This is a genomic window from Photobacterium angustum, from assembly GCF_002954615.1.
GTDB classification, from domain to species: domain Bacteria; phylum Pseudomonadota; class Gammaproteobacteria; order Enterobacterales; family Vibrionaceae; genus Photobacterium; species Photobacterium angustum_A.
Map to the genome: position 1 here is coordinate 2642284 of NZ_MSCJ01000001.1, position 25633 is coordinate 2667916.

The following is a 25633-nucleotide window of genomic DNA, read 5'->3' on the forward strand; positions in this document are numbered from 1 at the left end:
TCGATTACTCCAGAATTTCTTTAACAGAAAGACCACGCTTAGCAGCGATCATTTCTGGAGAGTTCATTCCACTAAGACCATCAATTGTTGCGCGAACAACGTTGATAGGGTTAGTAGAACCGTATGCTTTAGCTAGTACGTTACGGATACCCGCAACTTCTAGCACTGCACGCATTGCACCACCTGCGATGATACCTGTACCTTCTGATGCTGGCTGCATGTACACTTGAGAACCAGTGTGACGGCCTTTAACAGCGTGGTGAAGAGTACCTTCGTTGATTGCAATTGTAACCATGTTACGACGTGCTTTTTCCATCGCTTTCTGGATTGCAGCTGGCACTTCACGTGCTTTACCGTAACCAAAACCGATGCGACCGTTACCGTCACCAACTACTGTTAGTGCAGTAAAGCTGAAAATACGACCACCTTTAACCGTTTTTGAAACACGGTTAACAGCGATCAGCTTTTCATTCAAATCTGATTGTGTCTTTTCGTTAGCCATCTTCCGCCTACCTTAGAATTTCAGACCAGCTTCACGAGCAGCTTCTGCTAGTGCAGCGATACGGCCGTGGTATTGGAAACCAGAACGATCGAATGCAACGTTAGAGATGCCTTTTTCAATCGCGCGCTCAGCAATAGCTTTACCTACAGCTGTAGCAGCGTCTTTGTTTCCGGTACTCTTAACTTGCTCACGGATCGCTTTTTCTACGGTAGAAGCGGCTGCGATAACCTCAGAGCCGTTCGGTGCAATTACCTGAGCGTACACGTGACGTGGAGTACGGTGTACAACTAGGCGAGTTGCGCCCAGTTCAGCAATCTTACGACGTGCTCGGGTCGCACGACGGATACGAGATGCTTTCTTATCCATAGTGTTACCTTACTTCTTCTTAGCTTCTTTAGTACGCACAACTTCGTCGGCGTAACGAACACCTTTACCTTTGTAAGGTTCAGGGCTACGGTAAGCGCGAATATCAGCAGCTACCTGACCAACTAACTGCTTATCAGTACCTGTAAGTACGATTTCAGTTTGTGATGGGCATTCAGCTTTGATACCTGCTGGAAGTTCGTGCTCAACTGGATGAGAGAAACCTAGAGTTAGACCTACAGCGTTGCCTTTAACAGCAGCACGGTAACCTACACCCTTAAGAGTCAGCTTCTTAGTGAAGCCTTCAGTAACACCAACAACCATATTGTTCACTAGTGCACGAGCAGTACCTGCTTGTGCCCAAGCTTTATCGAATCCTTCACGAGGACCGAAAGTAACTTTGTTCTCTTCCAAAGTTAAAACTACTGCATCATGGATAGTACGAACTAGTTCGCCTTTACTACCTTTCACAGTAATTTCCTGACCGTTAAGTTTAACTTCTACGCCGGCAGGAATAACTACAGGTGCTTTTGCAACACGAGACATATCCTACTCCTATTATGCTACGTAGCAGATAATCTCACCGCCAAGACCCGCTTTGCGTGCAGCACGGTCGGTCATAAGACCCTTGGAAGTGGAAACAACAGCAATACCAAGGCCACCCATCACTGATGGTAGCGCATCTTTTTTCTTGTAGATGCGTAGACCAGGACGTGATACACGTTGGATTTGCTCAATAACTGGGTTAGCTTCGAAGTACTTAAGAGTAACTTCTAGCTCAGGCTTAACATCACCAGATAAGGTGTAGTCAGCCACATAACCTTCTTCTTTAAGTAGAGCAGCGATAGCTACTTTAAGCTTAGAAGATGGCATTTTTACAGCAACTTTTTTCGCTGCCTGACCGTTACGAAGACGGGTCAGCATATCCGAAATCGGATCTTGCATGCTCATAAGTTAATACTCCGTGATTCTGAATTGCTTACTGGATTACCAGCTTGCTTTACGTAGACCCGGAATCTCGCCTTTCATGCAAGCTTCACGAACCTTGATACGGCTAAGACCGAACTTACGTAGGTAGCCGTGTGGACGTCCAGTCTGGTTACAGCGATTACGCTGACGAGACTTCGCAGAATCACGTGGTAGTGACTGAAGTTTAAGCACTGCATTCCAGCGATCTTCTTCAGACGCATTCACGTCGCTAATTAGAGCTTTTAGCGCTGCACGCTTTTCAGCGAACTTAGCTACTAGCTTGGCACGTTTAGCTTCGCGTGCCTTCATAGATTCTTTAGCCATTAGTAACCCTTACTTTTACTTACGGAATGGGAAGTTAAAAGCAGACAGTAGAGCTAGAGCTTCTTCATCAGATTTAGCAGAAGTTGTAACAGTGATGTCTAAACCACGTACACGATCTACTTTATCGAAATCGATTTCTGGGAAGATGATCTGCTCACGAACGCCCATGCTGTAGTTACCACGACCATCGAATGACTTAGGGTTTAAACCACGGAAGTCACGAATACGCGGTACAGCAATTGAAATTAGACGGTCGAAAAAGTCCCACATACGCTCGCCACGTAAGGTTACTTTACAGCCAATAGGGTAGCCCTCACGGATCTTAAAGCCTGCAACTGACTTACGTGCTACAGTGATTAGCGGCTTCTGACCTGAAATTGCAGTCATGTCAGCAGCAGCATTCTCTAGCAGCTTCTTGTCGTTGATAGCTTCGCCCACACCCATGTTAAGTGTGATCTTTTCGATCCTTGGGACTTGCATGATACTCTTGTATTCAAACTTTTCAGAAAGCTCTTTTACAACAGTCTCTTTGTAGTAATCATGCAGTTTCGCCATAGTACTACTCCAAACTTACTTAATAGTTTCGCCAGTCGACTTGAAGAAACGAACTTTTTTGCCGTCTTCAAATCGGAAGCCTACACGGTCCGCTTTACCTTGACCGTTAACGATAGCAACATTAGACGCATCGATCGCAGCTTCCTGCTCAACGATACCGCCCTGAACACCCATTGCCGGAACTGGCTTCTGGTGTTTCTTAACCATGTTGATACCTTCAACGATAACTTTACCGGTTGCTAGAACCTTAGTTACTTTACCAGTCTTGCCTTTGTCTTTACCAGCAAGAATGATAACTTCGTCGTTTTGACGGATTTTAGCTGCCATTATAGTCGCTCCTTAAAGTACTTCTGGCGCTAGTGATACAATCTTCATGAATTTCGCATTACGAAGTTCACGAGTCACAGGGCCGAAAATACGGGTACCGATAGGTTGCTCAGTGTTGTCGTTCAACAATACGCAAGCATTACGGTCAAAGCGAATGACAGAGCCATCTTGACGACGAACGCCTTTACGGGTGCGTACAACCACCGCTTTCAGTACATCACCTTTCTTTACTTTACCGCGAGGAATTGCTTCCTTCACTGTAACCTTGATGATGTCACCGATATGTGCATAGCGACGGTGAGAACCACCCAGAACCTTAATACACATTACGCTACGTGCGCCGGAGTTATCCGCTGCATCAAGCATACTTTGCATTTGGATCATGTTAGTGCTCCGCTAATTTTTTAAACATCTAGACCCAAAACGAGTCGATATGCCTTTTCTTCAAAGGCGGCGAATGATAACACCATTTTCGCTCGATGGGTAGATAAAAAATGAACGGCCCCAAAATTTTTAGGGCCGCTAACTTAAATAGCTGAAAAGTCAGTAATTAGATACGTGCTTTTTCAACTACTCGTACCAGTGTCCAAGACTTAGTCTTTGACATTGGACGACATTCACGAACTTCAACAGTATCGCCTAGGCCACACTCGTTGTTTTCGTCATGTGCATGAAGCTTAGTCGTGCGTGTGATGTACTTACCGTAGATCGGGTGCTTCACTTTACGCTCGATAGCAACAACAATAGACTTATCGCCTTTGTCGCTAACTACGCGACCAAGCTGAGTACGAATTTTCTCGCTCATTATGCGCTAGCCTTCTCAGTCAGAACGGTTTTAACACGTGCGATATCACGACGTACAGTTTTTAGATTGTGAGTCTGCTGTAGTTGACCAGTCGCAGCTTGCATGCGCAAGTTAAACTGTTCACGTAGCAAGTTCACAAGCTCTGCATTCAGCTCTTCAACGCTTTTAGCGCGTAGATCTTGTGCATTCATCACATCACCGCCTTAATTACGAAAGTGGTTTTGATTGGTAGCTTACGTGCAGCAAGGTTAAATGCTTCACGTGCTAGTGATTCAGAAACACCGTTCATTTCGTATAGAACTTTACCTGGTTGAACTTGAGCAACCCAGTAAGCCACACTACCTTTACCTTTACCTTGACGAACTTCAAGAGGCTTAGATGTGATTGGTTTGTCTGGGAATACACGAATCCAGATTTGGCCCTGACGTTTGATATGACGAGTCATAGCACGACGTGCAGCTTCGATTTGACGAGCAGTTAGTCGACCACGACCAACAGCTTTAAGGCCAAATTGACCAAAGCTTACTTCAGTACCGTTCGCTAGACCGCGGTTACGGCCTTTAAAGGCCTTGCGGAATTTAGTGCGTTTTGGTTGCAGCATCAATAAACTCCTTATTTACGGCTTTTGCGCTGCTTCTTAGGCTTCTCAGCCTTTGGCTCTTCAACCGGCATACCGCCTAGAACTTCACCTTTGAAGATCCAAACTTTAACGCCGATAACACCGTATTGGGTGTGAGCCGAAGAAGTTGCGTAATCAATGTCAGCACGAAGAGTGTGTAGAGGCACACGGCCTTCACGGTACCACTCAGTACGTGCGATTTCAGCGCCGCCTAGACGACCACTTACTTCAACTTTGATACCTTTAGCGCCAAGACGCATAGCGTTTTGAACTGCACGCTTCATAGCGCGACGGAACATAACACGACGCTCTAGCTGAGACGAAATGCTGTCTGCTACTAGTTGACCGTCTAGTTCTGGCTTACGTACTTCAGCGATGTTGATCTGAGCTGGAACGCCCGCGATCTTCGCTACTGCTGCACGTAGTTTCTCTACGTCTTCACCTTTCTTACCGATAACTACGCCTGGACGAGCTGTGTGAATAGTCACACGGATGCTCTTAGCAGGACGCTCGATAACGATGCGTGATAGAGATGCTTTTGCTAGTTCCTTAGTAAGGAACTGGCGTACCTTGAAATCGCCGTCTAGGTTGTCAGCGAACTCTTGGCTGTTAGCAAACCAAGTGGTATTCCAAGGCTTAACGATGCCTAAACGAATACCATTAGGATGTACTTTCTGACCCATTGCTTTCTCTCCTAGTCTCTTAGCGGTCTGCTACAACAACAGTGATGTGGCTAGAACGCTTCAAGATGCGATCGGCACGGCCTTTAGCACGAGGCATAATACGCTTCATGGTAGGACCTTCGTCAACGAAGATTTTAGCAACATTAAGATCATCAATGTCTGCGCCTTCGTTGTGTTCTGCGTTAGCGATAGCTGACTCTAAAACTTTCTTGATTAAATCAGCAGCTTTTTTGTTGCTGAAGTTAAGAATTTCTAGAGCTTGAGCAACTGGCTTACCGCGCAGTTGATCTGCAACCAAACGAGCTTTTTGCGGCGAAATGCGAGCAAAGCGATGTTTAGCGATAGCTTCCATTACCTACTCCTTAGCGCTTTTTAGCTTTCTTATCCGCAGCATGGCCACGGTAAGTACGTGTTGGTGCAAATTCGCCTAGCTTGTGACCGATCATTTCTTCAGAAACGAAAACAGGTACGTGCTGACGACCATTATGGACAGCGATGGTCAAACCGATCATCTGAGGGATGATCATTGAGCGACGGGACCAAGTCTTAACAGGCTTTTTGTCACCGCTTTCCAACGCTTTCTCTACCTTCTTCAGCAAGTGTAGGTCAATAAATGGACCTTTCTTGAGAGAACGTGGCATGGCGTATCCTCTTTATAATTACTTATTACGACGACGTACGATGTACTTGTCGGTACGCTTGTTCTTACGAGTCTTGTAACCCTTAGTTGGAACACCCCAAGGTGTTACTGGGTGACGACCGCCTGATGTACGACCTTCACCACCACCGTGTGGGTGATCAACTGGGTTCATTACAACACCACGTACAGTTGGACGAACACCGCGCCAACGTGAAGCACCAGCTTTACCTAGCTCACGTAGCATGTGTTCTGCATTACCAACTTCACCTAGAGTCGCACGACCTTCAGCAAGAACTTTACGCATCTCACCAGAACGTAGACGTAGAGTCACATAAGTGCCTGCACGTGCAATGATCTGAGCGTATGCACCAGCTGAACGAGCCAGCTGAGCACCTTTACCAGGCTTAAGTTCAACACAGTGTACTGTTGAACCTACTGGGATGTTGCGCATTGGTAATGTGTTACCAACTTTAATAGCAGCATCTTGACCAGACTGGATAACATCACCAGCTTGGAGACCTTTAGGTGCGATAATGTAGCGGCGCTCACCGTCTGCGTACAGAACTAGAGCAATGTTTGCGCTACGGTTTGGATCGTATTCTAGGCGCTCAACTTTCGCTGGGATGCCATCTTTAGTACGTTTGAAGTCGATTAGACGGTAATGTTGTTTATTACCACCACCGATGTGACGTACTGTGATACGACCGTTATTGTTACGACCACCAGTCTTAGAGTTTTTCTCTAGTAGTGGTGCGTACGGCTTACCCTTATGCAGGTCAGAGTTAACCACTTTAACTACGTGGCGACGACCTGGGGAAGTCGGCTTACATTTTACAATAGCCATTCTTCTTTGCTCCTAGCCTTACTCTGCACTACCAGCGAAGTCGATGTCTTGACCTTCTTTCAAGATAACGTACGCTTTCTTCACGTCTGAACGACGGCCTTGGCGCATACCTTGACGTTTGGTCTTACCCTTAGTGATAAGAGTATTTACAGACTTAACTTCAACCTCGAACAGTTTCTCAACTGCTGCTTTGATCTCTTTCTTAGTTGCTGTCAATGCTACTTTGAAAACGATAGTATTAGCGTTTTCTGCAGCCATTGATGCTTTTTCAGAGATGTGCGGAGCACGTAGAACTTTTAAAATACGCTCTTCAGTGATCATGCTAGCATCTCCTCAACTGCTTTAACTGCTGCTGCAGTCATAACAACTTTATCGAAAGCGATTAAGCTAACTGGATCGATTGCCTTCGCATCACGTACGTCTACTTTGTATAGGTTACGTGCTGCTAGGAATAGATTTTCTTCTAGCTCACCAGTTACGATTAGTGCATCAGTTAGCTCAAGCTCTTTAAGCTTAGCTACTAGTGCTTTTGTCTTTGGTGCTTCTAGAGCAAAGTTATCAACAACGATTAGACGCTCTTGACGAACTAGCTCAGAAAGAATGCTCTTCATAGCACCGCGGTACATTTTCTTGTTTACTTTTTGGCTGTGATCCTGAGGACGAGCAGCGAAAGTAACACCACCAGAACGCCATAGCGGACTGCGGATTGTACCTGCACGAGCGCGACCAGTACCCTTCTGGCGCCATGGCTTAGCGCCACCACCAGAAACGTCTGAACGAGTCTTCTGAGCACGTGTACCCTGACGAGCACCTGCTGCAAAAGCAACAACTACTTGGTGTACAAGCGCTTCATTGAAATCACGCCCAAAAGTAGTTTCGGAGACAGTTAGCGCGTCAGCGCCTTTGACTACCAATTCCATTACTAACTCCTCGACGTTACGCTTTAACAGCTGGTTTAACGATCACGTTGCCGCCTGTTGAGCCCGGTACTGCACCTTTAATAAGAAGCAGATTGCGCTCAGCGTCAACACGTACGATCTCTAGGTTTTGAGTCGTTACACGCTCAGCACCCATGTGACCAGCCATTTTCTTGCCTTTAAATACGCGACCTGGAGTTTGACATTGGCCAATTGAACCCGGAGCACGGTGAGACAAGGAGTTACCATGGGTCATATCTTGAGTACGGAAGTTCCAGCGCTTAACAGCACCTTGGAAACCCTTACCTTTAGATGTACCAGTAACGTCTACTTTTTTAATATCGTTGAATAGTTCAACATTTAGCTCAGCGCCAACTGCAAACTCTTCACTGTTTTCTAGACGGAATTCCCAAAGACCGCGACCAGCTTCAACACCTGCTTTCGCAAAGTGACCTGCTTCTGGCTTAGATACGCGGCTAGCTTTCTTAGTTCCAGCTGTTACTTGAATAGCGTTGTAACCGTCAGTTTCTACAGATTTAACCTGAGTAACGCGGTTGTTTTCAACTTCAACAACAGTAACTGGAATAGAAATGCCATCTTCGGTAAAGATGCGGGTCATGCCCACTTTACGACCGATTAGACCAATCATTCTCTTATCTCCCCTTAACCTAGGCTGATCTGTACGTCAACGCCAGCAGCTAGATCTAGACGCATAAGAGCATCAACAGTTTTGTCTGTAGGCTCAACGATGTCGATAAGGCGCTTGTGAGTACGGATTTCGTACTGATCACGTGCGTCCTTATTAACGTGAGGAGAAATAAGAACAGTGAAGCGCTCTTTGCGAGTAGGAAGAGGGATTGGACCCTTAACCTGTGCGCCAGTACGCTTAGCTGTTTCAACGATTTCCGCAGTTGACTGATCGATCAAACGGTGATCGAACGCCTTTAAGCGGATACGAATACGTTGGTTCTGCATTAGACAGAGCTCCAAATAAAAATTACACAAACAATATCGCCACTCACGCTCGTAAAGACGAGGGAATGTCGATTGATTTATGTGAACGTAGCATCCCTATCGGATGCATTGTCAGTCAATTTAATGACTGCGAACATAAGTCAGAGTATTCATTATGAAATAAACCCGGCATAGCCTGCAGTAGATTTCTCCTCAATGCTTATTGGTTCACAACTGCGCTTACAAGACTAACTCTCGGGCAGTGCGGTGCATTATACAGATCACACTTTTGAAAACAAGCTTTGTTTGATTATTAAACACAAATATTTATAAAGGCTTTTATTTTCAATAGATTAATCTAATACTTATATATCAAATTCGCTTTGTTAAACCTATAAAATCCACCGCGAGCTATATAATCAACCAACACTTTCTGCGCATTCAAGCTACGGTAATATAAATAGGAAAAATGTCAGTGATTTTTAGGCAATAAAAAAGGGAGCCGAAGCTCCCTTTTTCTGTACGTAAGTACTAAATGTTATTAAGCAACGATAGTTGCAACAACACCAGCACCAACTGTACGGCCACCTTCACGGATAGCAAAACGTAGACCTTCGTCCATCGCGATTGGAGCGATTAGAGTAACAGTCATAGCGATGTTATCACCAGGCATTACCATTTCTACGCCTTCTGGTAGCTCGATAGTACCAGTTACGTCAGTTGTACGGAAGTAGAACTGTGGACGGTAACCTTTGAAGAAAGGAGTGTGACGACCACCTTCATCTTTAGAAAGAACATAGATTTCTGAAGTGAAAGTTGTGTGTGGAGTGATTGAACCTGGCTTAGCAAGTACTTGACCACGTTGAACTTCGTCACGCTTAGTACCACGTAGAAGAACACCAACGTTCTCACCAGCACGGCCTTCGTCAAGAAGCTTACGGAACATCTCAACACCAGTACAAGTAGTTGTAATAGTGTCTACGATACCAACGATAGCAACTTCGTCACCAACTTTGATGATACCTTGCTCAACACGACCAGTTACAACAGTACCACGGCCTTGGATTGAGAATACATCTTCGATTGGAAGAATGAATGGTAGATCGATAGCACGCTCTGGCTCAGGAATGTATGAATCTAGCGCTTCTGCTAGTTCAACAATCTTGTCTTCCCACTCTTTCTCGCCGTTTAGAGCGCCTAGAGCAGAACCCATGATTACTGGGCAATCATCACCTGGGAAGTCGTACTCAGAAAGAAGTTCACGAACTTCCATCTCAACTAGCTCAAGTAGTTCTTCATCATCAACCATGTCACACTTGTTCATGAATACGATGATGTAAGGAATACCAACCTGGCGACCAAGTAGGATGTGCTCACGTGTTTGTGGCATTGGGCCGTCAGTTGCAGCAACAACTAGGATACCGCCGTCCATTTGAGCAGCACCAGTGATCATGTTTTTAACATAATCGGCGTGTCCAGGACAGTCAACGTGTGCGTAGTGACGAGTTGGAGTATCGTACTCAACGTGAGAAGTTGAGATTGTGATACCACGCTCGCGCTCTTCAGGAGCGTTATCGATAGATGCGAAGTCTTTAGCAACACCACCGTACACTTTTGCAAGTGTAGTACAGATAGCAGCAGTTAGAGTTGTTTTACCGTGGTCAACGTGACCGATAGTACCAACGTTTACGTGCGGTTTTACGCGTTCAAATTTTTCTTTAGACACAATTGTGTTCCTTCCTAGTTAAGATACGCCCCCTACTAGGTCGGGGACGGCTCTGAAGTTTGTATTTTATGCGTCAATAGCGATAGACGCAATAATGAAATTAGTTACGTTCTGCAATAATTTTGTCAGTAACATTCTTTGGCATTTCAGCGTACTCGCTAAATTCCATAGAATAAGACGCACGGCCTTGTGTTGCTGAACGCAAATCAGTTGCATAGCCAAACATTGCAGATAATGGAACTTGTGCACGAATAATTTTAATACCCGCGTTGCCTTCGTCCATACCTTCGATCATGCCGCGACGACGGTTAAGATCGCCAACAACATCACCCATCCAATCTTCCGGCGTGGTAATTTCAACTTTCATCATAGGCTCAAGCAATACAGGGGTTGCTTGTAGCGCACCTTGTCTTAATGCCATTGAACCTGCGATTTTAAATGCAATATCGTTAGAATCAGTTTCGTGGAATGAACCGTCGAACAGAGTTGCTTTAACATCTACCATTGGGTAGCCAGCAAGCACACCACTCTTCATTTGTTCTTCGATACCAGTCGCAGCCGCCGTGATATACTCTTTCGGCACGCTACCATTCACGATTTCATCTACGAATACGAAACCTTCACCAGGCTCTGTTGGTTCTAATCGTAAGCAAACGTGACCATATTGGTTACGTCCACCTGTTTCACCAGCTTGGCGAATGAATTTACCTTCGACTTCCGTTGTACCACGAATACTTTCACGGTAAGCAACTTGTGGGTTACCCACATTACAGTCAACGCTAAATTCACGTTTCATTCGATCAACAATGATATCAAGGTGAAGTTCACCCATACCAGAGATTAGTGTCTGGCCTGATTCATTATCAATTTCTACTCGGAAAGATGGATCTTCCATCGCTAGTTTTTCTAGCGCGATTGCCATCTTATCCTGATCGGCTGTTGAACGAGGCTCAACAACGATCTGAATTACTGGTTCAGGGAAGTCCATGCGCTCAAGAATCACTTTATGATTTTGATCACACAGGGTGTCACCTGTTGTCGCAAATTTAAGACCAATGGCGGCAGCGATATCGCCAGCACGCACTTCTTTGACCTCTTCACGCTTATTCGCATGCATTTGAACAATGCGACCTAAACGTTCACGTTTCTCTTTAATGCTGTTAAATACAGTATCACCTGAATTTACAACACCAGAATAAACACGCATGAAAGTTAACGTACCTACAAACGGGTCTGTTGCAATTTTGAACGCAAGCGCAGCAAAAGGTTCGTTGTCATCTGAATGACGTTCAACAGGATTACCGTTTTCATCTTCACCAGTAATTGCTTTTACTTCTGTTGGTGAAGGAAGGAAGTCAACAACCGCATCAAGTACCGCTTGAACACCTTTGTTCTTGAATGCAGAACCACAAGTCGCGAGTACGATTTCGTTGTTGAGTGTACGTTGACGAAGACCAGCTTTAATTTCAGCTTCAGTCAGTTCGCCTTCTTCAAGGTATTTATCCATTAGTTCGTCGTTCGCTTCAGCGGCAGACTCAACTAAATTCATGCGCCATTCTTCTGCTTCTTCTAATAAATCAGCAGGAATGTCTTCATAGGTAAAACTAGTCCCTTGATCAGCTTCTGACCAGTTAATGGCCTTCATTTTGATCAGGTCAATTACACCTTTAAATTCATCTTCAGCACCAATATTCAGTTGAATAGGTACTGGGTTTGCGCCAAGACGGGTTTTGATTTGCTCGATAACGCGAAGGAAATCGGCACCAGTACGGTCCATCTTGTTAACGAAAACCATGCGTGGTACTTCGTATCTATCAGCTTGACGCCATACAGTCTCTGACTGAGGCTCTACACCTGAAGAACCACAGAACACAACAACAGCACCATCTAATACACGTAGTGAACGTTCAACTTCAATGGTGAAGTCTACGTGTCCAGGAGTATCAATGATGTTGATTCGGTGCTCGTCGAACTGCTTGTCCATACCGCGCCAAAAGGTGGTTGTTGCAGCAGAGGTGATCGTGATGCCACGTTCTTGCTCCTGCTCCATCCAATCCATAGTAGCAGCGCCGTCGTGTACTTCACCAATCTTATGAGATAGGCCTGTGTAAAACAGGATGCGCTCGGTCGTTGTTGTTTTACCGGCGTCAACGTGAGCACAGATACCAATATTACGGTAGCGCTCGATAGGCGTTTTGCGTGCCACGGTTGTATCCTCTTACTAAGGTGAACCTTAGAATATGGTTTAGGCACAGCAGGAAGACCTGCCGTGCCCAAGCGGTATTACCAGCTATATTACCAGCGGTAATGTGCGAACGCTTTGTTCGCATCTGCCATACGGTGAACGTCTTCACGTTTCTTAACAGCAGAACCTTTGTTGTCAGCCGCATCAAGCATTTCGCCTGCTAGACGCTGAGCCATAGATTTTTCACCACGCTTACGCGCAGCTTCAACTAACCAACGCATAGCTAGTGCATTACGACGTACTGGACGTACTTCTACAGGCACCTGGTAAGTTGAACCACCCACACGGCGAGATTTAACTTCTACCGCTGGACGTACATTTTCAAGAGCTTTTTCGAATACAGCTAGGTGTTCTTCACCAGAACGCTCAGCCATAGTTTCTAGTGCAGAGTAAACAATTTTTTCTGCAGTAGATTTTTTACCGTCAACCATTAGGATGTTAACGAATTTTGCCAGCAATTCTGATTTGAATTTAGGATCTGGAAGGATCTTACGCTGACCGATTACGCGACGACGTGGCATGGATTATCTCCGTTGTCTTCTTCAGGTTATCCAAAACTTTTCAGTTTCTTCAAAATTAAATAATTTTAGTGTTTGGCCTTACTTAACGGAATCCATTAAGACTTAGGACGCTTCACACCGTACTTAGAACGACCTTGTTTACGGTCATTAACGCCTGCACAGTCAAGTGCACCACGAACAGTGTGGTAACGAACACCCGGTAAGTCTTTAACACGACCACCGCGGATAAGAACAACTGAGTGCTCCTGAAGGTTGTGACCTTCACCGCCGATGTATGATGTTACTTCGAAACCGTTTGTTAGACGAACACGACATACTTTACGTAATGCTGAGTTCGGTTTTTTAGGTGTAGTAGTGTAAACACGAGTACATACACCACGTTTCTGTGGGCACGCTTCTAGTGCTGGCACGTTGCTTTTTACAACTTGCTTAGCACGTGGCTTACGTACCAACTGGTTAATAGTTGCCATTAAATAGCTCCTGAATATTACTTTCGTAAGGTGAAAAATCTGCCTCCCAACAACAGGAGGACGCGAAATTTTAGGCATCGCACCCTAGGGTGTCAAGATCTAACCAACGATCAATCAAATGATCATTTCTTAAACAATCCGTTTTTTATCACTTTTAAGGCTTATATCATACTTATTTAAGCCCATTTCATATGCTGTTCATGCTTCACCATTAACGAAACAAAGCCTTTATAATCAACAACATTAAGATATTCATCACATTTACCTTGCAACCCACGTGCAATGAGATCAGCCTCAAGTAAATAAATTTTTACACCAATATTTTTTATTACATTTAAATAATTATTTTTTACTAAACCGGCGATCACAGCGTCTTCTAACAGCAATATTTCATCACCAGCGGCAACATATGCTAAACATTGAGCCAAAGATTGGCTTTGATAAGGTGAGCGAGTAACGGTATGAAGCATTACGACCTCAAAATGTAAGAAGTTGTCGACATTGATGCATTTTTTCTATCAATTGTGCTTGTTCACAAACAATCACATCGATGATCAAATCATCTGTTGTTAGTCCGCGCGCACGGAGTGATTCTGCATTCACATAAATATTTTCAACATCATAAAGTTCAAGCATCTTAAATGTCGCAATATAATCTCGACTTAAAATTGCTTGTGGCTGCTGCTGTTTTAATAACTGAAATACGCCATCATCAATAAAATACAGTGACAACTCTTCAGTATAAGCTGAACTTGCCAATACAGCATCTAGCCCTTCTCGCCCACTATTGTTGCCATGTGGTGAAGTTCTAAAGATAAAGCCCAGTGAATTCATATCTATACCACTAAAATTGTATGACGCGATCTGCAGTTAACATGACTTCAGCAAGACCACCAAGCCCTGCCTGTTCAAAGCCATCTGCAAGATTGACAGCAGATAATTGGTTTTGCTCTGCTTCTTGTTCACTGACAATACCGCGACGCAATGCGGCTGCAACACAGGTTTGCAATTCAACATTATGCGTTTTAGCTAATGCTTGCCATGCCGCCACAAGATCAAATTCATCGGATGCTGGTGCCGTTAATGCAGAGCCATTTAACACGCCATCTTGATAAAAAAACACGCGTTGTAATACGTGTCCTTCTTCAATTAATGCATTTGCAAATTGATAAGCTGAACGCGATGTTTGGTTTCCGTATGCAGGGCCATTAACCACGATAGCGAAAGTTAAACTCACTTCTCACCATCCTCGGTTTTTCGCTGGCGAATATACAGATACACGGTGTGTTTGGAGATATTTAGACGATCTGCAACACGATTAATCGCATCTTTAATATCGAAAATACCTTTATCAAACAGTTCCATCACGATTTGGCGATTTTTGGCATTATTTGATACGTTCTTATCCGCATTAATTTCTTCGATGGTACGTTCAACCGTCTGATCAACGAGCTCATCAACATCGCTGGCAAAATTAACCGTTGATGCCGCTTGTTTTGCTTCATCTGTTGGCATAAACGACTGCAAAATTTGAGAGAAAGGGGCATCTAAATTAACGTTTATACACAGCAGGCCAATGATATTATTTTCACCGTTACGAATGGCAATCGTGATTGACTTCATTAAGTCACCACCTTTAGCACGGGTGAAATAAGCACGAGAAAAATTGCGCTCAGAACCTTCAATATCACGTAGCATGCGTAATGCAAGATCTGTGATTGGCGAGCCAACTTTACGGCCGGTATTTTCTCCGTTAGCAATCTTAATCGCAGAGGTGTTGAGATCGGCTAATGAATGGAGCACGATTTCACAAAAAGGACCAATTAACGCTGCTAAACCATCAACAACGGCTTCATAAGAGCGAAGAATAATATAATCATGCTCAGAGAAGATTCGGCTATCGACGATATCACTGTCGACCATCACCTCTGAACCAAAGTTATCAGTTGAAACCACTTTTCAATCTTCCATGTTGCAATCAATACTATTAATACGACTTATACATTCAGCTTATGTATTAAATAGAATCAATAAAATTTAAAATATTGCTAGTAAGTTTATCAGATAATTAAAAAGAAAAGACCCGACATAAGTCGGGTCTTGATATTTCTCAGCATATTTATTGGTAAATATTGCTCAATTATTGTGTTTTTGTCTCTGTAGCTGCTGGTTTTTCAGCTGGTGCCGCTGCAGGTTTTGCAGTTTTATCACCTTTAATACCTAGTAGTTCAACTTGGAATACCAATGTTGAGTTAGCAGGAATACTTGGGTTTGCTTGTGCGCCGTAAGCAAGTTGTGGCGGAATAACAAACTCAAACTTAGAACCTACAGGCATTAGCTGAACACCTTCAGTCCAACCAGGGATTACTTGATTTAGAGGGAAAGTAGCAGGTTGATTACGCTGGTAAGAACTGTCAAATACAGTACCGTCAGTTAGCATGCCTTTGTAATGAACTTCAACTGTATCGGTTGCTGTTGGTTTTGGACCTGTACCTTCTTTTTCAATCTTGTACATTAAGCCCGTTTTAGTTGTTACAACCCCCGCTTCTTTCGAGAACTTAGTACGGAATTCTTCACCGGCTTTTACGTTTTTCTCAGCTTCAGCTTTTGCTTTTTCTTCAACAATTTTAGCTACACGCTGGTCAAGCTCTTGAAGCGCTTGTTGGGTTTGCTCTTGCGTTAAACGACTCTTACCCGCAAATACATCTTCAACACCTTGAAGTACGTCTTGACGGTTTAGGTCTAGACCCAACTCTTTTTGCTGATCAAGGTTAGCAGATAGGTATTGCGCCAGTGACGCACCAATTGCATAAGCTGCTTTTTGATCTTCAGTTTTAAATTCAACTTTAGCATCAGCTGCTGGAGTCTTAGCAGCAACCTGCTCTACTTTCGCAGGCTCTGCAGGCTTATTGGTGTCTGCTTTATTGTCATCCTGACAACCAACAGCGAGGAAAATTGTTGCTGCCAATACAGACATCTTTAGAACAGGTTTCATGTATTTCTCCATCAGTCAGTGAGGCAATGCCTCATTTTTTAACTGTACTTTTTAGAATGAGTATGAAAATAAAGTTATAACAATATACTACTAGCATTTGATTAAGTAACTGTAAAAAGCAAGTCAGTTCAGTTATTTAATCAGACTAATTTACTCTACTAGTTACCCTATGCAAGCGGAACAAGAGCTTAATGTATAAAACTTTTTTTTCATTTTGTTTATTTTTATCCACTTTGACCCTGAGTGGTTGTTTCTTTTCTGGCTCAGAAGTCCAACGCTGGCAATTAGCCCCACAAGGTGCAACCAGTTTTAGCCTTAGCCGAGATGGTCGTTTTGCAATAGTTAGTGCAGTCGAACAAGGTATCGCGCTATGGGACTTACATCAAAACAAAAAGTTAGCTGATTTTGGTTCTCAAGATCAACATCACAGTACGGTGGTAAGTAGCCATATTTCTGACAATAAACGTTTTGCTATCACGGCAACAGCACAAAATTTTGCTATTTGGGATCTTGGCTGGTCCCAAGCTCAAGGTTTATGGTCTATTGATGACGCTACCATTAGAGATGTCGCTATTGCCAATAATGGCGACGACATCTTATTAGCGCTAAGTAATGGTAAGGCCTTGTTTATCAATATTAGCACAGGAAGAAGACTTGAGTTTTTAGCACACAAAGAGAAAGTGAATAGTGTCGCTCTCTCTCCTAATGGCCGTTACGCTCTATCCGGCGGCAATGATCATAATGGCTATTTATGGGATACCCGAACAGGACAAATCTTGTATCATTTCCCTCATAAAAGTCGCATTACTCGAGTCGCACTACAACGAGATGGAAAATTTGCTCTGACTGCCGATGGCACCAATGATGTCTTTATTTGGGATTTAACCAACGGCAAGAAAGTATCAGAGCTAGACATTACCCTTCGCCAACAAACCCTTTCCAGTGCACGTTTTTCTGACGACGGATCAATGATAGCAACCGGCACTCCCTCACGCCGAGTGGAACTATGGCAAACATCAGATGGGAAAAATATCGGGAGTTGGAAGGCTGAACCTCAGCAAGATACTCGACCCGCTACAGCAGTGGTGTATGATGTCGCTATTAGCCCAACAGGTAACGTCATCTCTGGATCATCATCTGGATTTGCCCAAGCCTGGTCAACCGATTGAAAACGACCATGACTGAGATTGAACAATTACAACACCGTATTGATGAACTTGAAATGAAACAAGCCTTTCAAGAGCAAACTATTGATGATCTTAATGATGCCCTTACCAAGCAACAGTTCATGATTGACCGCATGGAAGTTCAGATGAGATTTTTAGTGGGTAAAGTAAAAGGTATGCAAGCACCAAATATGGCTAGCGAGTCGGAAGAAACTCCGCCGCCACACTATTAATCGTGTTTGACTAAAAAATGAAAACAAAAAAGGAAGCCTAAGCTTCCTTTTTTATTGATATCATCAAATGATATTAGTGAGAGCAGCAACCGCCTTTCTCTTCGCCACCACAGCAACCTTCGTCACTGTCACCGTGATCGCCACAACCGCCTTCGCCGCCACAACAACCACCACCTTGATGTAGGTGACCGTGTGCAATTTCTTCTTCAGTCGCTGCACGTACTGCTACAACTTCAACGTCAAAACCTAGAGTCTGACCAGCAAGCATGTGATTACCGTCAACAACTACGTGATCGCCATCAACTTCAGTTACTTCAACAGGGATTGGACCTTGATCTGTATCTGCTAGGAAACGCATACCAACAGTAATTTCATCAACACCTTGGAATACGTTTGCAGGAACACGTTGAACCATTTCATCCATGTGCTCGCCGTAAGCGTCAGCAGGAGCAACAGTTACTTCGAACTTGTCGCCAGCTACATGACCTTCAAGCGCTGCTTCAAGGCCAGGAATTAGATTGTTGTGACCGTGAAGGTAATCAAGTGGAGCTTCAACTGTTGACTGATCTACAACTACACCATCTTCAGTTTTCACTTGGTAAGCTAGGCTTACTACTGTGTCTTTAGCGACTTTCATGTTTACTCCAAAATTTGAGCTTGGGGTGATAAGTTTTGCGCGACATCATACAGGATAATATGGCAATGATGCTAATACCGTATTAGTCAGGTTTAAAAACACCTATCACTTGTTGTTTGGTCGTTGACGAAAGTTGTTCACTTTCTTGTACCGATTGTGGCACCCGTGTATCTGAATGATCACAAGCCACACACTCGACATATTCAACATCATCTTGCTGCCACCAGCGTAAAGTATCGATGGTTTGACAACTAGGGCATGCAGCCCCTGCGATAAATCGTTTTTTTATCATCCTGCTCTTTCCTTGATCATTACACAAGCGTTAGCTTAATCCCAACCATGATGGCGTTCTTCCTCGCCTCGCATCTCACGATCGAAAATTTCTTCTAACTCTTTACGGGCTTCTTTTTGTCGAGAAGCTAAATTGACTTCTTCACTATGTTGCGGCAATAGATCCCGTAATGCTTGTGTATCTATTTTACGAAAATGTGCCTCAGCACGTTTCGCTTTATACGGATGCATACCTAGAGATATGAGGGCTTGGCGACCTAAATCAAGAGCACCAGCAAAAGTTTCACGTGAAAAACATTCAACGCCTTGACCTAGTAATTGATGTGCTTCAACACGACTTCTCGCTCGCGCTAATATTTTTAAGTGCGGGAAGTGTTGTTGGCAAATAGCCACCACTTCCATTACCTCTGTCGGTGCGTCAGTACAGATAATAATTGCTTCCGCATTATCCGCCCCTGCTGCACGTAGCAAATCTAACTGAGTAGCATCACCGTAAAAAACTTTATAACCGAACTTGCGTAAAAATTGGATTTGGCTCGGATCTCGTTCAAGTACGGTTACTTTAATCTTATTAGCAAACAGTAATCGTCCTATAACTTGTCCAAAGCGTCCAAAACCCGTAATGATGACACGAGGTGCGCGGTCAACAATATCCGACTCTGGCTCCGGTTGCTCACTCGCTTTGAAGCTTCGTACAAACCAACGCTTTTGAAGCGTTAATACGAGCGGTGTTGTCATCATTGATATACTTACAACCACCAGCAAAAAAGCTAATAATTGCGCATCGAGTAAACCTTCAGCACGAGCGGCCGTAAACAGGACAAACGCAAACTCACCACCCTGACTTAAAATCGCCGCCATCTGACTACGTGACTTTTCTCTTACGCCGAATATCCGAGCTAAAAGATAGAGCACGATTCCTTTTACTGCGATTAACGCTAATACCGCGGCTAAAATCTGTAATGGATATTGCCACAGTAACCCAATATTTACCGCCATACCCACTGAGATAAAAAACAGCCCCAGTAATAATCCTTTAAACGGCTCTATCGCAATTTCTAATTCATGGCGATATTCGCTCTCAGCTAATAGCACCCCCGCTAAGAATGCCCCTAAAGCCATGGATAATCCAAGCGCCTGCATAATCAATGCAATACCAAGCACTAACAGTAATGCCGCAACATTAAACAATTCACGAACACCACTCATCACCACATAACGAAACAGTGGACGAAGTAAAAAATGCCCACCGACAAGTAATACGGCGATACCACCTAACATCCAGAACGCATCATTCCAACTCCCCCCTTTACCGCCAGCGAGAGCTGGGAGTAAGGCAAGCATTGGGATCACTGCTATATCTTGAAATAGCAGTACCGCAAAACCCGATTGCCCAGTTTCACTTCCTGATAATTGCTGCTCTTCTATCACACGTAGTGCAATGGCTGTTGAAGATAACGCCAGCCCCATGCCAATCACGGCTGAATCGCGCCACGTCAACGAAGGTAAAAATCCATTAAAGCTCATAACCACTACGGCAATAACCCCACTAGTGATCACCACCTGCCCACCACCTAACCCTAAAATGGGTTTACGCATTTGCCACAGTGTTTTCGGATTAAGCTCTAAACCAATCAGAAACAGTAACAACACAACGCCAAATTCAGAGAAATGGAGGATAGCATCAACATCGGAGATCAAGCCTAAGCCCCAAGGGCCAATGGCAATACCCGCAATCAAATAGCCTAACACTGAACCTAAGCCAAGCTTTTGCGCCAAAGGGACGGCAATAATAGCTGCGGCCAAAAAAACCACACTTAGAACAAGGAAATCATTGGTCATTGTTGGTCTCCTTCTTCGTTAAGCTAATTCGAGGCTCAATAATCAAAGGGTTCGCTAACCATGATTGGTATGCGCGTGCATGTTGGTTTAATTCATCCTGCGTGACGCGTCTTGCCCAGTGCAAGATAAGTGGCGGTAACCAATGCATTTGGCAAAGATCAGCACAAATTTCAAATGGCTTTAAAATGGTATCAATACCATAACGGTTATAACCATCCGGACTATAAGCTTCTGCTCCACCGCCAGTCGTGATCACCGAGCGCCAATATTTACCCACGGTTTCATTACCGTCACCGTGAGCGAAACCTTTGCTTAACACTCTATCAAACCACTCTTTCAACAATGATGGGCAGGAATACATATAGAGCGGATGCTGGAAAATAATGATGTCGTGACTCGCGATCAGCTCATGCTCTGCGACAACATCGATAAAGAAATCGGGGTACGTGGCATATAAATCATGCACAGTAACGTGACCTAATAGCTCAATGTCTTGCAACATTGCGCTATTAGCAACGGACTCATCAGGATCAGGATGAGCAAAAATAATGAGAATTGATGGTAAGTTTTGTCGTGTCATAACATCCTTTTACAATCGTTCATATTCATCATGTGCAACAATAAGTACTTGCTCAGTATTATTCCATCATACCTAATTGTTAACAAACATGATCTTTTGTTTATCATTTGTTCAGCAAAACGTAACCTAAAGCAATAGAGAGATGTTAGCCACTCTGCGCTGTTTGAGTTAGACTTCCGCCCATAAGTCCAGTTTATTTAGTGGAGCGGGCAAGACCCCGGCAATATTGATGATTATCTTTTCAGATATCCAACTTCTACGTGGTGGCAAAGTATTACTTGAAAACGCCACTTCAACGATCCACCCGGGCGACAAAGTCGGTCTTGTCGGTAAAAACGGTTGTGGTAAATCGACCCTGTTCGCTTTACTGAAAAATGAGCTCAGCTTAGATGCTGGCAACTGCCAATTTCCGAGTAACTGGGAAATGGCATGGGTTGCTCAGGAGACACCTGCGTTAGAGCGCGCAGCTATTGAATATGTCATTGATGGCGACCGTGAATACCGTGAACTTGAACGCCAACTCCTTGCCGCAGAACAAGCTGATGATGGTACTAAAGTCGCAGAGCTTCACGGTAAAATGGACACCATTGGTGGCTATAGTATCAATGCCCGCGCGGCAGAATTACTTGACGGCCTAGGCTTTTCACAGCATCAAATGCAATGGAACCTAACCCAATTTTCGGGTGGTTGGCGTATGCGTCTTAACCTTGCTCAAGCGCTATTATGCCGCTCTGATCTACTACTACTCGATGAGCCAACTAACCACTTAGATTTAGATGCAGTAATGTGGCTGGAAAAATGGCTCCAAAGCTACCGTGGTACTTTGGTGTTAATTTCCCATGACCGCGATTTCTTAGATCCTGTGGTTAACCGCATTATCCATATTGAAAATCAAACCATGCACAGTTACACCGGTAACTATTCGTCGTTTGAAGTACAACGCGCCGAAAAGCTAGTACTACAACAAGCAATGTACCAGAAACAGCAAAAACAAATGACGCACATGCAGTCATATATTGAACGTTTCCGTTACAAGGCCAGTAAAGCACGCCAAGCGCAAAGTCGTATTAAAGCCCTCGAACGCATGGAAAAAGTGTTACCGGCTCAGTTTGATAACCCATTCAGTTTTGAATTCCGCGAGCCAAGTGCTCTGCCGAACCCAATCTTAATGATGGATCAGGTTGCCGCTGGTTATGACGACTTACTGATTTTAGAAAAAATTCGCCTGAATCTTGTTCCTGGTAGTCGTATTGGCCTACTTGGTCGAAATGGTGCCGGTAAATCGACCCTGATAAAAATGCTATCGGGTGATTTACCAGCGAAAGCCGGTGATATGGCGTATTCGCAGGGGGTTAAAATTGGTTACTTTGCCCAGCACCAATTAGAAACCTTGTACCTTGATGATACCCCAGTTCAGCATATGGCACGTATTGCGCCACAAGCAACCGAGCAACAACTCCGTGATTATTTGGGTAGTTTTGGTTTTATTGGTGATAAAGCGCTTGAAAAAGTCGGTCCGTTTTCTGGCGGTGAGAAAGCCCGTTTAGTACTGGCTCTTATTGTCTGGCAACGCCCTAACCTATTGCTGCTCGATGAGCCAACCAACCACCTTGATTTAGATATGCGCCAAGCACTGACGTTGGCACTGCAATCTTATGAAGGTGCAATGGTTATTGTCAGTCACGACCGTTACTTACTGCGTGCAACAACCGATGACTTATATTTAGTGCATGATCGCCAAGTCGTACCATTTGATGGTGATTTAAATGATTATCACAAATGGCTTACCGAGCAACAACGTAATGATCGCCGTGATCAACAAGCAACAAAACCTGAAACCAACAAAGATAACAGCGCGGCATCGCGTAAAGAGCAAAAACGTCTAGAGGCAGAGTTCCGTAAACAAACAGCCCCTATTCGTAAAGAAATCACCAAGCTTGAAAAACAGATGGACAAACTCAATGCCATTATCACCGATGCTGAAACCGCATTAAGCGATAGCAGTATTTATGAGGCCGAGAACAAAGTCCGTATGAACGAGCAATTAAAACTGCAAGGTGATGCAAAATCGGATTTGGAAGATGTTGAAGTTGCTTGGATGGAGTTACAAGAGCAATTAGAAGAGATGGAATCTCAATTTAGTGCCGAATAATATCGCCTAACACCTACAACGCCAACGAGCACTTCGTTGGCGTTGTTATTTTCAGTTATCTAGAACATAGGACAACCACTTACCAAATCATCACCACGCACGCAGCCGTTAGCGCTCCCATCGTCTGATTAAACCAAACCGTGCGACGTTCTGATGTTAGCCAATGACGTATCACTACCCCAGTTGCAGTCCATAGCGAAACGCAAGCAAACCCCACCACGAAAAATACCGTTACAATTATTAATATCGATAACCAATAATGCTCCCCGCTAACGGCGAAGGTGCTTACTGCCGTTGCTGACATCATCCATGCTTTAGGATTAACGTATTGAAACAGAGCAGCAGAGAATATACTCATCGGTTTCGCCTTCACTTTTTGCTCCGTTTTACTCATGCTGCCAGCGGTGGCTATTTTCCATGCTAAATACAATAAGTACGTACACCCAACAACTTTTAATACCTCGTGAACCATAGGATAACGTTCAAAAATAATGCCGAGCCCTGCCGCCAGTAAACTGATCATGCTCGCCATACCCACACTGATCCCCGTAATATGCGGAACACTACGCCAATAACCAAAGTTCGCTCCAGAGGCGGTCACCATCATGTTGTTAGGCCCCGGCGTGCCTGTCATTAATATGGCAAATAAAATAACTGAAATGATTGCTGATCCTTCCACACACTTTCCTTAATAAATAATAGAAATAAAACTATCCAGATCATCCCCCACGAAATTGTACCGATACAATTTCAGTTATTTCGCGACAACATAAAAAATCTCTGGCAATACGGTTGTTTTGTGCGCACAATTTAACCTAACAAGGGAAGTTATTAAGATCAAAGGATTTATTGTCACCATGACAATCGAGAAGAAGTTATTAAATATCCAACTTATCGCTAGAACTAAAGAACCACTTTATCGTCAAATTGCAGATGGAATTGCACGAGCTATCGAGCAAGGTGACATCGCAATTGGGGAGAAACTCCCCACACACCGCGCACTTGCCGATCAATTACAGGTTACCGTCGGTACAGTGACACGTGCTTATGCAGAAGCGGAACGACGTCATCTTGTCGAAGCGCGTATTGGGGCTGGGACGTATGTCTGTGATAACAATAAAAACCATCACTGGATCTATCAATTAGAAGAATTACAGACTGAAGAATGTAATTTCGGCTATAACATTCCTCCGCGATTTGATCGCAGTGAGATGATAAGCAACGCCATGGCAAAAATTAGTGCCAATCCCTCGCAATTAAATGACATGATGCTGTATCAGCCACCGCAAGGGATCGATAATCATCGTCATATCGTTTGCCAATGGCTAAATCAGAAAGGTATTGATGTTTCATCAGAGCAGATGTATTTCACCTCAGGCGCACAACATGCTGCGGAATTATTGCTGAGTATTTTCTGTCGTGCTGGTGATACCGTGTTAGTCGAACAATTTTGCTATCCCGGCTTTCTAACCCTTGCTCGTCAACATGGTATTACCCTAAAAAGTGTTGAGATGGATGAAGATGGGGTGATCCCTGCAAGTCTCGCATCGGCCTGTGAACTCTACCAACCACGGCTAATATATTTAACACCAACCCAGCAAAACCCAACTTCGGTAACAATGCCGCTCTCTCGTCGTGAAGAAGTGATTAGCGTGTGTCGTGAGCATAATGTGTTAATTGCGGAAGATGACGTCAACGGATTACTGCCGCCCTCACCGCCACCGCCTTTAATCAACCTAGCACCTGAACATGTAATCCACATCGGAGGGTTATCAAAATGCCTCGCACCAGGACTTCGCTTAGGTTACATCCAAGTGCCGAAACAGTGGCAGCAACACCTAAGTGCAGCACTCTATAACCACAGCTTAATGATCAGCCCACTGCTCTCTGCTATCGCTTGTGAATTAATTGTTCAAGGTGATGCCGATCGGGTATTAACGACCGTCCGTACTGAAATACAACAACGGCAATTATTGGTACAGCAATACCTTGGTGAGTTTGCCATTACAACCCAGACTTATAGTTTTCATGTTTGGCTGCAATTACCAGAAGACTGGCGCTTAAGTGATTTTATGGCAGCAACAACAGCTCGTGGGGTCATAGTTAAATCAGCAGAATTATTTACTCCCAGAGGTAATCATATTCAACCAGCAGTACGACTCGCCATTAGCTCGCCGTTAAATCAGCAGCAATTGATCTTTGGCTTAAAAACCATTGCTGAGTTATTACGCCACCCCCCTTTATCCCATTTTTCGCTGTAACAGAGGATATTC

37 protein-coding genes are annotated in these 25633 nt (G+C 44.1%); 4 read left to right on the top strand and 33 right to left on the bottom strand.

Annotated features, from left to right (window positions below; genetic code table 11):
• Window positions 1–4: 4 nt before the first annotated feature.
• The 28 genes from rpsE to fkpA all read right to left on the bottom strand — a co-directional run bounded on the left by rpsE (window position 5) and on the right by fkpA (window position 16459).
• A complete protein-coding gene (rpsE, locus tag BTO08_RS11915) occupies window positions 5–502 on the bottom strand; it encodes a 30S ribosomal protein S5 (RefSeq protein WP_005370977.1) in 498 nt (165 codons plus the stop codon).
• Between the two features lie 12 nt (window positions 503–514).
• A complete protein-coding gene (rplR, locus tag BTO08_RS11920) occupies window positions 515–868 on the bottom strand; it encodes a 50S ribosomal protein L18 (RefSeq protein WP_005370979.1) in 354 nt (117 codons plus the stop codon).
• 9 nt (window positions 869–877) lie between these two features.
• Window positions 878–1411, bottom strand: coding sequence for a 50S ribosomal protein L6 (gene rplF / locus BTO08_RS11925; protein ID WP_005370981.1), 534 nt, complete (start codon window positions 1409–1411; stop codon window positions 878–880).
• Between the two features lie 12 nt (window positions 1412–1423).
• Window positions 1424–1816: a 30S ribosomal protein S8 gene (gene rpsH, locus BTO08_RS11930; protein ID WP_005370983.1), complete on the bottom strand. Its 393-nt coding sequence runs from the start codon at window positions 1814–1816 to the stop codon at window positions 1424–1426.
• Window positions 1817–1852: 36 nt separating this feature from the next.
• A complete protein-coding gene (gene rpsN, locus BTO08_RS11935) occupies window positions 1853–2158 on the bottom strand; it encodes a 30S ribosomal protein S14 (protein WP_005370985.1) in 306 nt (101 codons plus the stop codon).
• Between the two features lie 15 nt (window positions 2159–2173).
• Entirely contained in the window at window positions 2174–2713 is a 540-nt protein-coding gene (gene rplE / locus BTO08_RS11940) for a 50S ribosomal protein L5 (RefSeq protein ID WP_005370989.1), read from the bottom strand.
• 15 nt (window positions 2714–2728) lie between these two features.
• Window positions 2729–3040, bottom strand: coding sequence for a 50S ribosomal protein L24 (rplX, locus tag BTO08_RS11945; protein ID WP_045084935.1), 312 nt, complete (start codon window positions 3038–3040; stop codon window positions 2729–2731).
• A 12-nt stretch (window positions 3041–3052) separates the two neighbouring features.
• Window positions 3053–3424 (bottom strand): 50S ribosomal protein L14, encoded by a 372-nt coding sequence (gene rplN, locus BTO08_RS11950; protein ID WP_005370993.1) that lies wholly within the window; start codon window positions 3422–3424, stop codon window positions 3053–3055.
• A gap of 166 nt (window positions 3425–3590) precedes the next feature.
• On the bottom strand, window positions 3591–3845 hold the full coding sequence (gene rpsQ / locus BTO08_RS11955; RefSeq protein ID WP_005370996.1) for a 30S ribosomal protein S17: 255 nt from the start codon (window positions 3843–3845) through the stop codon (window positions 3591–3593).
• Window positions 3845–4036: a 50S ribosomal protein L29 gene (gene rpmC, locus BTO08_RS11960; RefSeq protein WP_005370998.1), complete on the bottom strand. Its 192-nt coding sequence runs from the start codon at window positions 4034–4036 to the stop codon at window positions 3845–3847. The genes rpsQ and rpmC overlap by 1 nt, the downstream gene beginning before the upstream one ends.
• Entirely contained in the window at window positions 4036–4446 is a 411-nt protein-coding gene (rplP, locus tag BTO08_RS11965) for a 50S ribosomal protein L16 (RefSeq protein ID WP_005371000.1), read from the bottom strand. The genes rpmC and rplP overlap by 1 nt, the downstream gene beginning before the upstream one ends.
• Window positions 4447–4457: 11 nt before the next feature.
• Window positions 4458–5147 carry a 30S ribosomal protein S3 gene (gene rpsC, locus BTO08_RS11970; RefSeq protein ID WP_005371002.1) on the bottom strand — a complete coding sequence of 230 codons (690 nt, stop codon included), beginning with the start codon at window positions 5145–5147 and terminating at the stop codon, window positions 4458–4460.
• Between the two features lie 19 nt (window positions 5148–5166).
• On the bottom strand, window positions 5167–5499 hold the full coding sequence (rplV, locus tag BTO08_RS11975) for a 50S ribosomal protein L22 (protein WP_005302797.1): 333 nt from the start codon (window positions 5497–5499) through the stop codon (window positions 5167–5169).
• A gap of 10 nt (window positions 5500–5509) precedes the next feature.
• A complete protein-coding gene (rpsS, locus tag BTO08_RS11980; RefSeq protein WP_005302795.1) occupies window positions 5510–5788 on the bottom strand; it encodes a 30S ribosomal protein S19 in 279 nt (92 codons plus the stop codon).
• Window positions 5789–5806: 18 nt separating this feature from the next.
• A complete protein-coding gene (gene rplB, locus BTO08_RS11985; protein WP_045084936.1) occupies window positions 5807–6631 on the bottom strand; it encodes a 50S ribosomal protein L2 in 825 nt (274 codons plus the stop codon).
• 18 nt (window positions 6632–6649) lie between these two features.
• Window positions 6650–6952, bottom strand: coding sequence for a 50S ribosomal protein L23 (gene rplW / locus BTO08_RS11990; protein WP_005370910.1), 303 nt, complete (start codon window positions 6950–6952; stop codon window positions 6650–6652).
• The gene (gene rplD / locus BTO08_RS11995; RefSeq protein WP_005370911.1) at window positions 6949–7551 is read right to left on the bottom strand and encodes a 50S ribosomal protein L4; all 603 of its coding nucleotides are present in this window, start codon (window positions 7549–7551) and stop codon (window positions 6949–6951) included. The genes rplW and rplD overlap by 4 nt, the downstream gene beginning before the upstream one ends.
• Window positions 7552–7567: 16 nt before the next feature.
• Complete coding sequence (gene rplC / locus BTO08_RS12000) at window positions 7568–8197, bottom strand: 50S ribosomal protein L3 (RefSeq protein WP_005370913.1); 630 nt, start codon at window positions 8195–8197, stop codon at window positions 7568–7570.
• 14 nt (window positions 8198–8211) lie between these two features.
• A complete protein-coding gene (gene rpsJ, locus BTO08_RS12005) occupies window positions 8212–8523 on the bottom strand; it encodes a 30S ribosomal protein S10 (protein ID WP_002541412.1) in 312 nt (103 codons plus the stop codon).
• Between the two features lie 520 nt (window positions 8524–9043).
• Window positions 9044–10228, bottom strand: a complete 1185-nt coding sequence (gene tuf, locus BTO08_RS12010) for an elongation factor Tu (protein ID WP_105061082.1) — start codon at window positions 10226–10228, stop codon at window positions 9044–9046.
• 100 nt (window positions 10229–10328) lie between these two features.
• Window positions 10329–12434 carry an elongation factor G gene (fusA, locus tag BTO08_RS12015; protein WP_105061083.1) on the bottom strand — a complete coding sequence of 702 codons (2106 nt, stop codon included), beginning with the start codon at window positions 12432–12434 and terminating at the stop codon, window positions 10329–10331.
• 89 nt (window positions 12435–12523) lie between these two features.
• Complete coding sequence (gene rpsG / locus BTO08_RS12020) at window positions 12524–12994, bottom strand: 30S ribosomal protein S7 (RefSeq protein ID WP_005371760.1); 471 nt, start codon at window positions 12992–12994, stop codon at window positions 12524–12526.
• A gap of 95 nt (window positions 12995–13089) precedes the next feature.
• Window positions 13090–13464, bottom strand: a complete 375-nt coding sequence (gene rpsL / locus BTO08_RS12025; protein WP_004399892.1) for a 30S ribosomal protein S12 — start codon at window positions 13462–13464, stop codon at window positions 13090–13092.
• Between the two features lie 176 nt (window positions 13465–13640).
• Window positions 13641–13934: a sulfurtransferase complex subunit TusB gene (gene tusB / locus BTO08_RS12030; protein WP_105061084.1), complete on the bottom strand. Its 294-nt coding sequence runs from the start codon at window positions 13932–13934 to the stop codon at window positions 13641–13643.
• Between the two features lie 7 nt (window positions 13935–13941).
• The gene (gene tusC / locus BTO08_RS12035; RefSeq protein ID WP_005371769.1) at window positions 13942–14298 is read right to left on the bottom strand and encodes a sulfurtransferase complex subunit TusC; all 357 of its coding nucleotides are present in this window, start codon (window positions 14296–14298) and stop codon (window positions 13942–13944) included.
• Window positions 14299–14308: 10 nt separating this feature from the next.
• Complete coding sequence (gene tusD, locus BTO08_RS12040) at window positions 14309–14701, bottom strand: sulfurtransferase complex subunit TusD (RefSeq protein ID WP_105061085.1); 393 nt, start codon at window positions 14699–14701, stop codon at window positions 14309–14311.
• Window positions 14698–15420, bottom strand: coding sequence for a helix-turn-helix transcriptional regulator (locus BTO08_RS12045; RefSeq protein WP_005371773.1), 723 nt, complete (start codon window positions 15418–15420; stop codon window positions 14698–14700). The genes tusD and BTO08_RS12045 overlap by 4 nt, the downstream gene beginning before the upstream one ends.
• Window positions 15421–15604: 184 nt before the next feature.
• Window positions 15605–16459: an FKBP-type peptidyl-prolyl cis-trans isomerase gene (gene fkpA / locus BTO08_RS12050; RefSeq protein WP_105061086.1), complete on the bottom strand. Its 855-nt coding sequence runs from the start codon at window positions 16457–16459 to the stop codon at window positions 15605–15607.
• 191 nt (window positions 16460–16650) lie between these two features.
• On the opposite strand from fkpA, the gene BTO08_RS12055 reads away from it, so the two are divergent.
• Together BTO08_RS12055 and BTO08_RS12060 are read left to right on the top strand one after the other, a co-directional pair.
• Window positions 16651–17628, top strand: a complete 978-nt coding sequence (locus BTO08_RS12055; protein ID WP_105061087.1) for a WD40 repeat domain-containing protein — start codon at window positions 16651–16653, stop codon at window positions 17626–17628.
• An 8-nt stretch (window positions 17629–17636) separates the two neighbouring features.
• Window positions 17637–17858 carry a SlyX family protein gene (locus tag BTO08_RS12060; protein WP_005371779.1) on the top strand — a complete coding sequence of 74 codons (222 nt, stop codon included), beginning with the start codon at window positions 17637–17639 and terminating at the stop codon, window positions 17856–17858.
• 73 nt (window positions 17859–17931) lie between these two features.
• Here the strand turns inward: BTO08_RS12060 and slyD are convergent, their stop codons facing one another.
• From slyD to kefG, 4 genes are all read right to left on the bottom strand, one after another.
• Window positions 17932–18495, bottom strand: a complete 564-nt coding sequence (gene slyD / locus BTO08_RS12065) for a peptidylprolyl isomerase (protein ID WP_005371781.1) — start codon at window positions 18493–18495, stop codon at window positions 17932–17934.
• An 82-nt stretch (window positions 18496–18577) separates the two neighbouring features.
• Complete coding sequence (locus BTO08_RS12070; RefSeq protein WP_005371784.1) at window positions 18578–18787, bottom strand: YheV family putative zinc ribbon protein; 210 nt, start codon at window positions 18785–18787, stop codon at window positions 18578–18580.
• 35 nt (window positions 18788–18822) lie between these two features.
• Window positions 18823–20628, bottom strand: a complete 1806-nt coding sequence (kefB, locus tag BTO08_RS12075) for a glutathione-regulated potassium-efflux system protein KefB (protein WP_105061088.1) — start codon at window positions 20626–20628, stop codon at window positions 18823–18825.
• Window positions 20618–21208, bottom strand: a complete 591-nt coding sequence (kefG, locus tag BTO08_RS12080; protein ID WP_105061089.1) for a glutathione-regulated potassium-efflux system ancillary protein KefG — start codon at window positions 21206–21208, stop codon at window positions 20618–20620. The genes kefB and kefG overlap by 11 nt, the downstream gene beginning before the upstream one ends.
• A gap of 229 nt (window positions 21209–21437) precedes the next feature.
• On the opposite strand from kefG, the gene BTO08_RS12085 reads away from it, so the two are divergent.
• Window positions 21438–23360 (top strand): ABC transporter ATP-binding protein, encoded by a 1923-nt coding sequence (locus BTO08_RS12085; protein WP_105061090.1) that lies wholly within the window; start codon window positions 21438–21440, stop codon window positions 23358–23360.
• Window positions 23361–23439: 79 nt separating this feature from the next.
• Here the strand turns inward: BTO08_RS12085 and BTO08_RS12090 are convergent, their stop codons facing one another.
• The gene (locus BTO08_RS12090) at window positions 23440–24039 is read right to left on the bottom strand and encodes a LysE family translocator (RefSeq protein WP_105061091.1); all 600 of its coding nucleotides are present in this window, start codon (window positions 24037–24039) and stop codon (window positions 23440–23442) included.
• A gap of 178 nt (window positions 24040–24217) precedes the next feature.
• Between BTO08_RS12090 and BTO08_RS12095 the strand changes: the two genes are divergently transcribed.
• Window positions 24218–25621, top strand: coding sequence for a PLP-dependent aminotransferase family protein (locus tag BTO08_RS12095; RefSeq protein ID WP_105061092.1), 1404 nt, complete (start codon window positions 24218–24220; stop codon window positions 25619–25621).
• The last annotated feature ends 12 nt before the right edge of the window (window positions 25622–25633 follow it).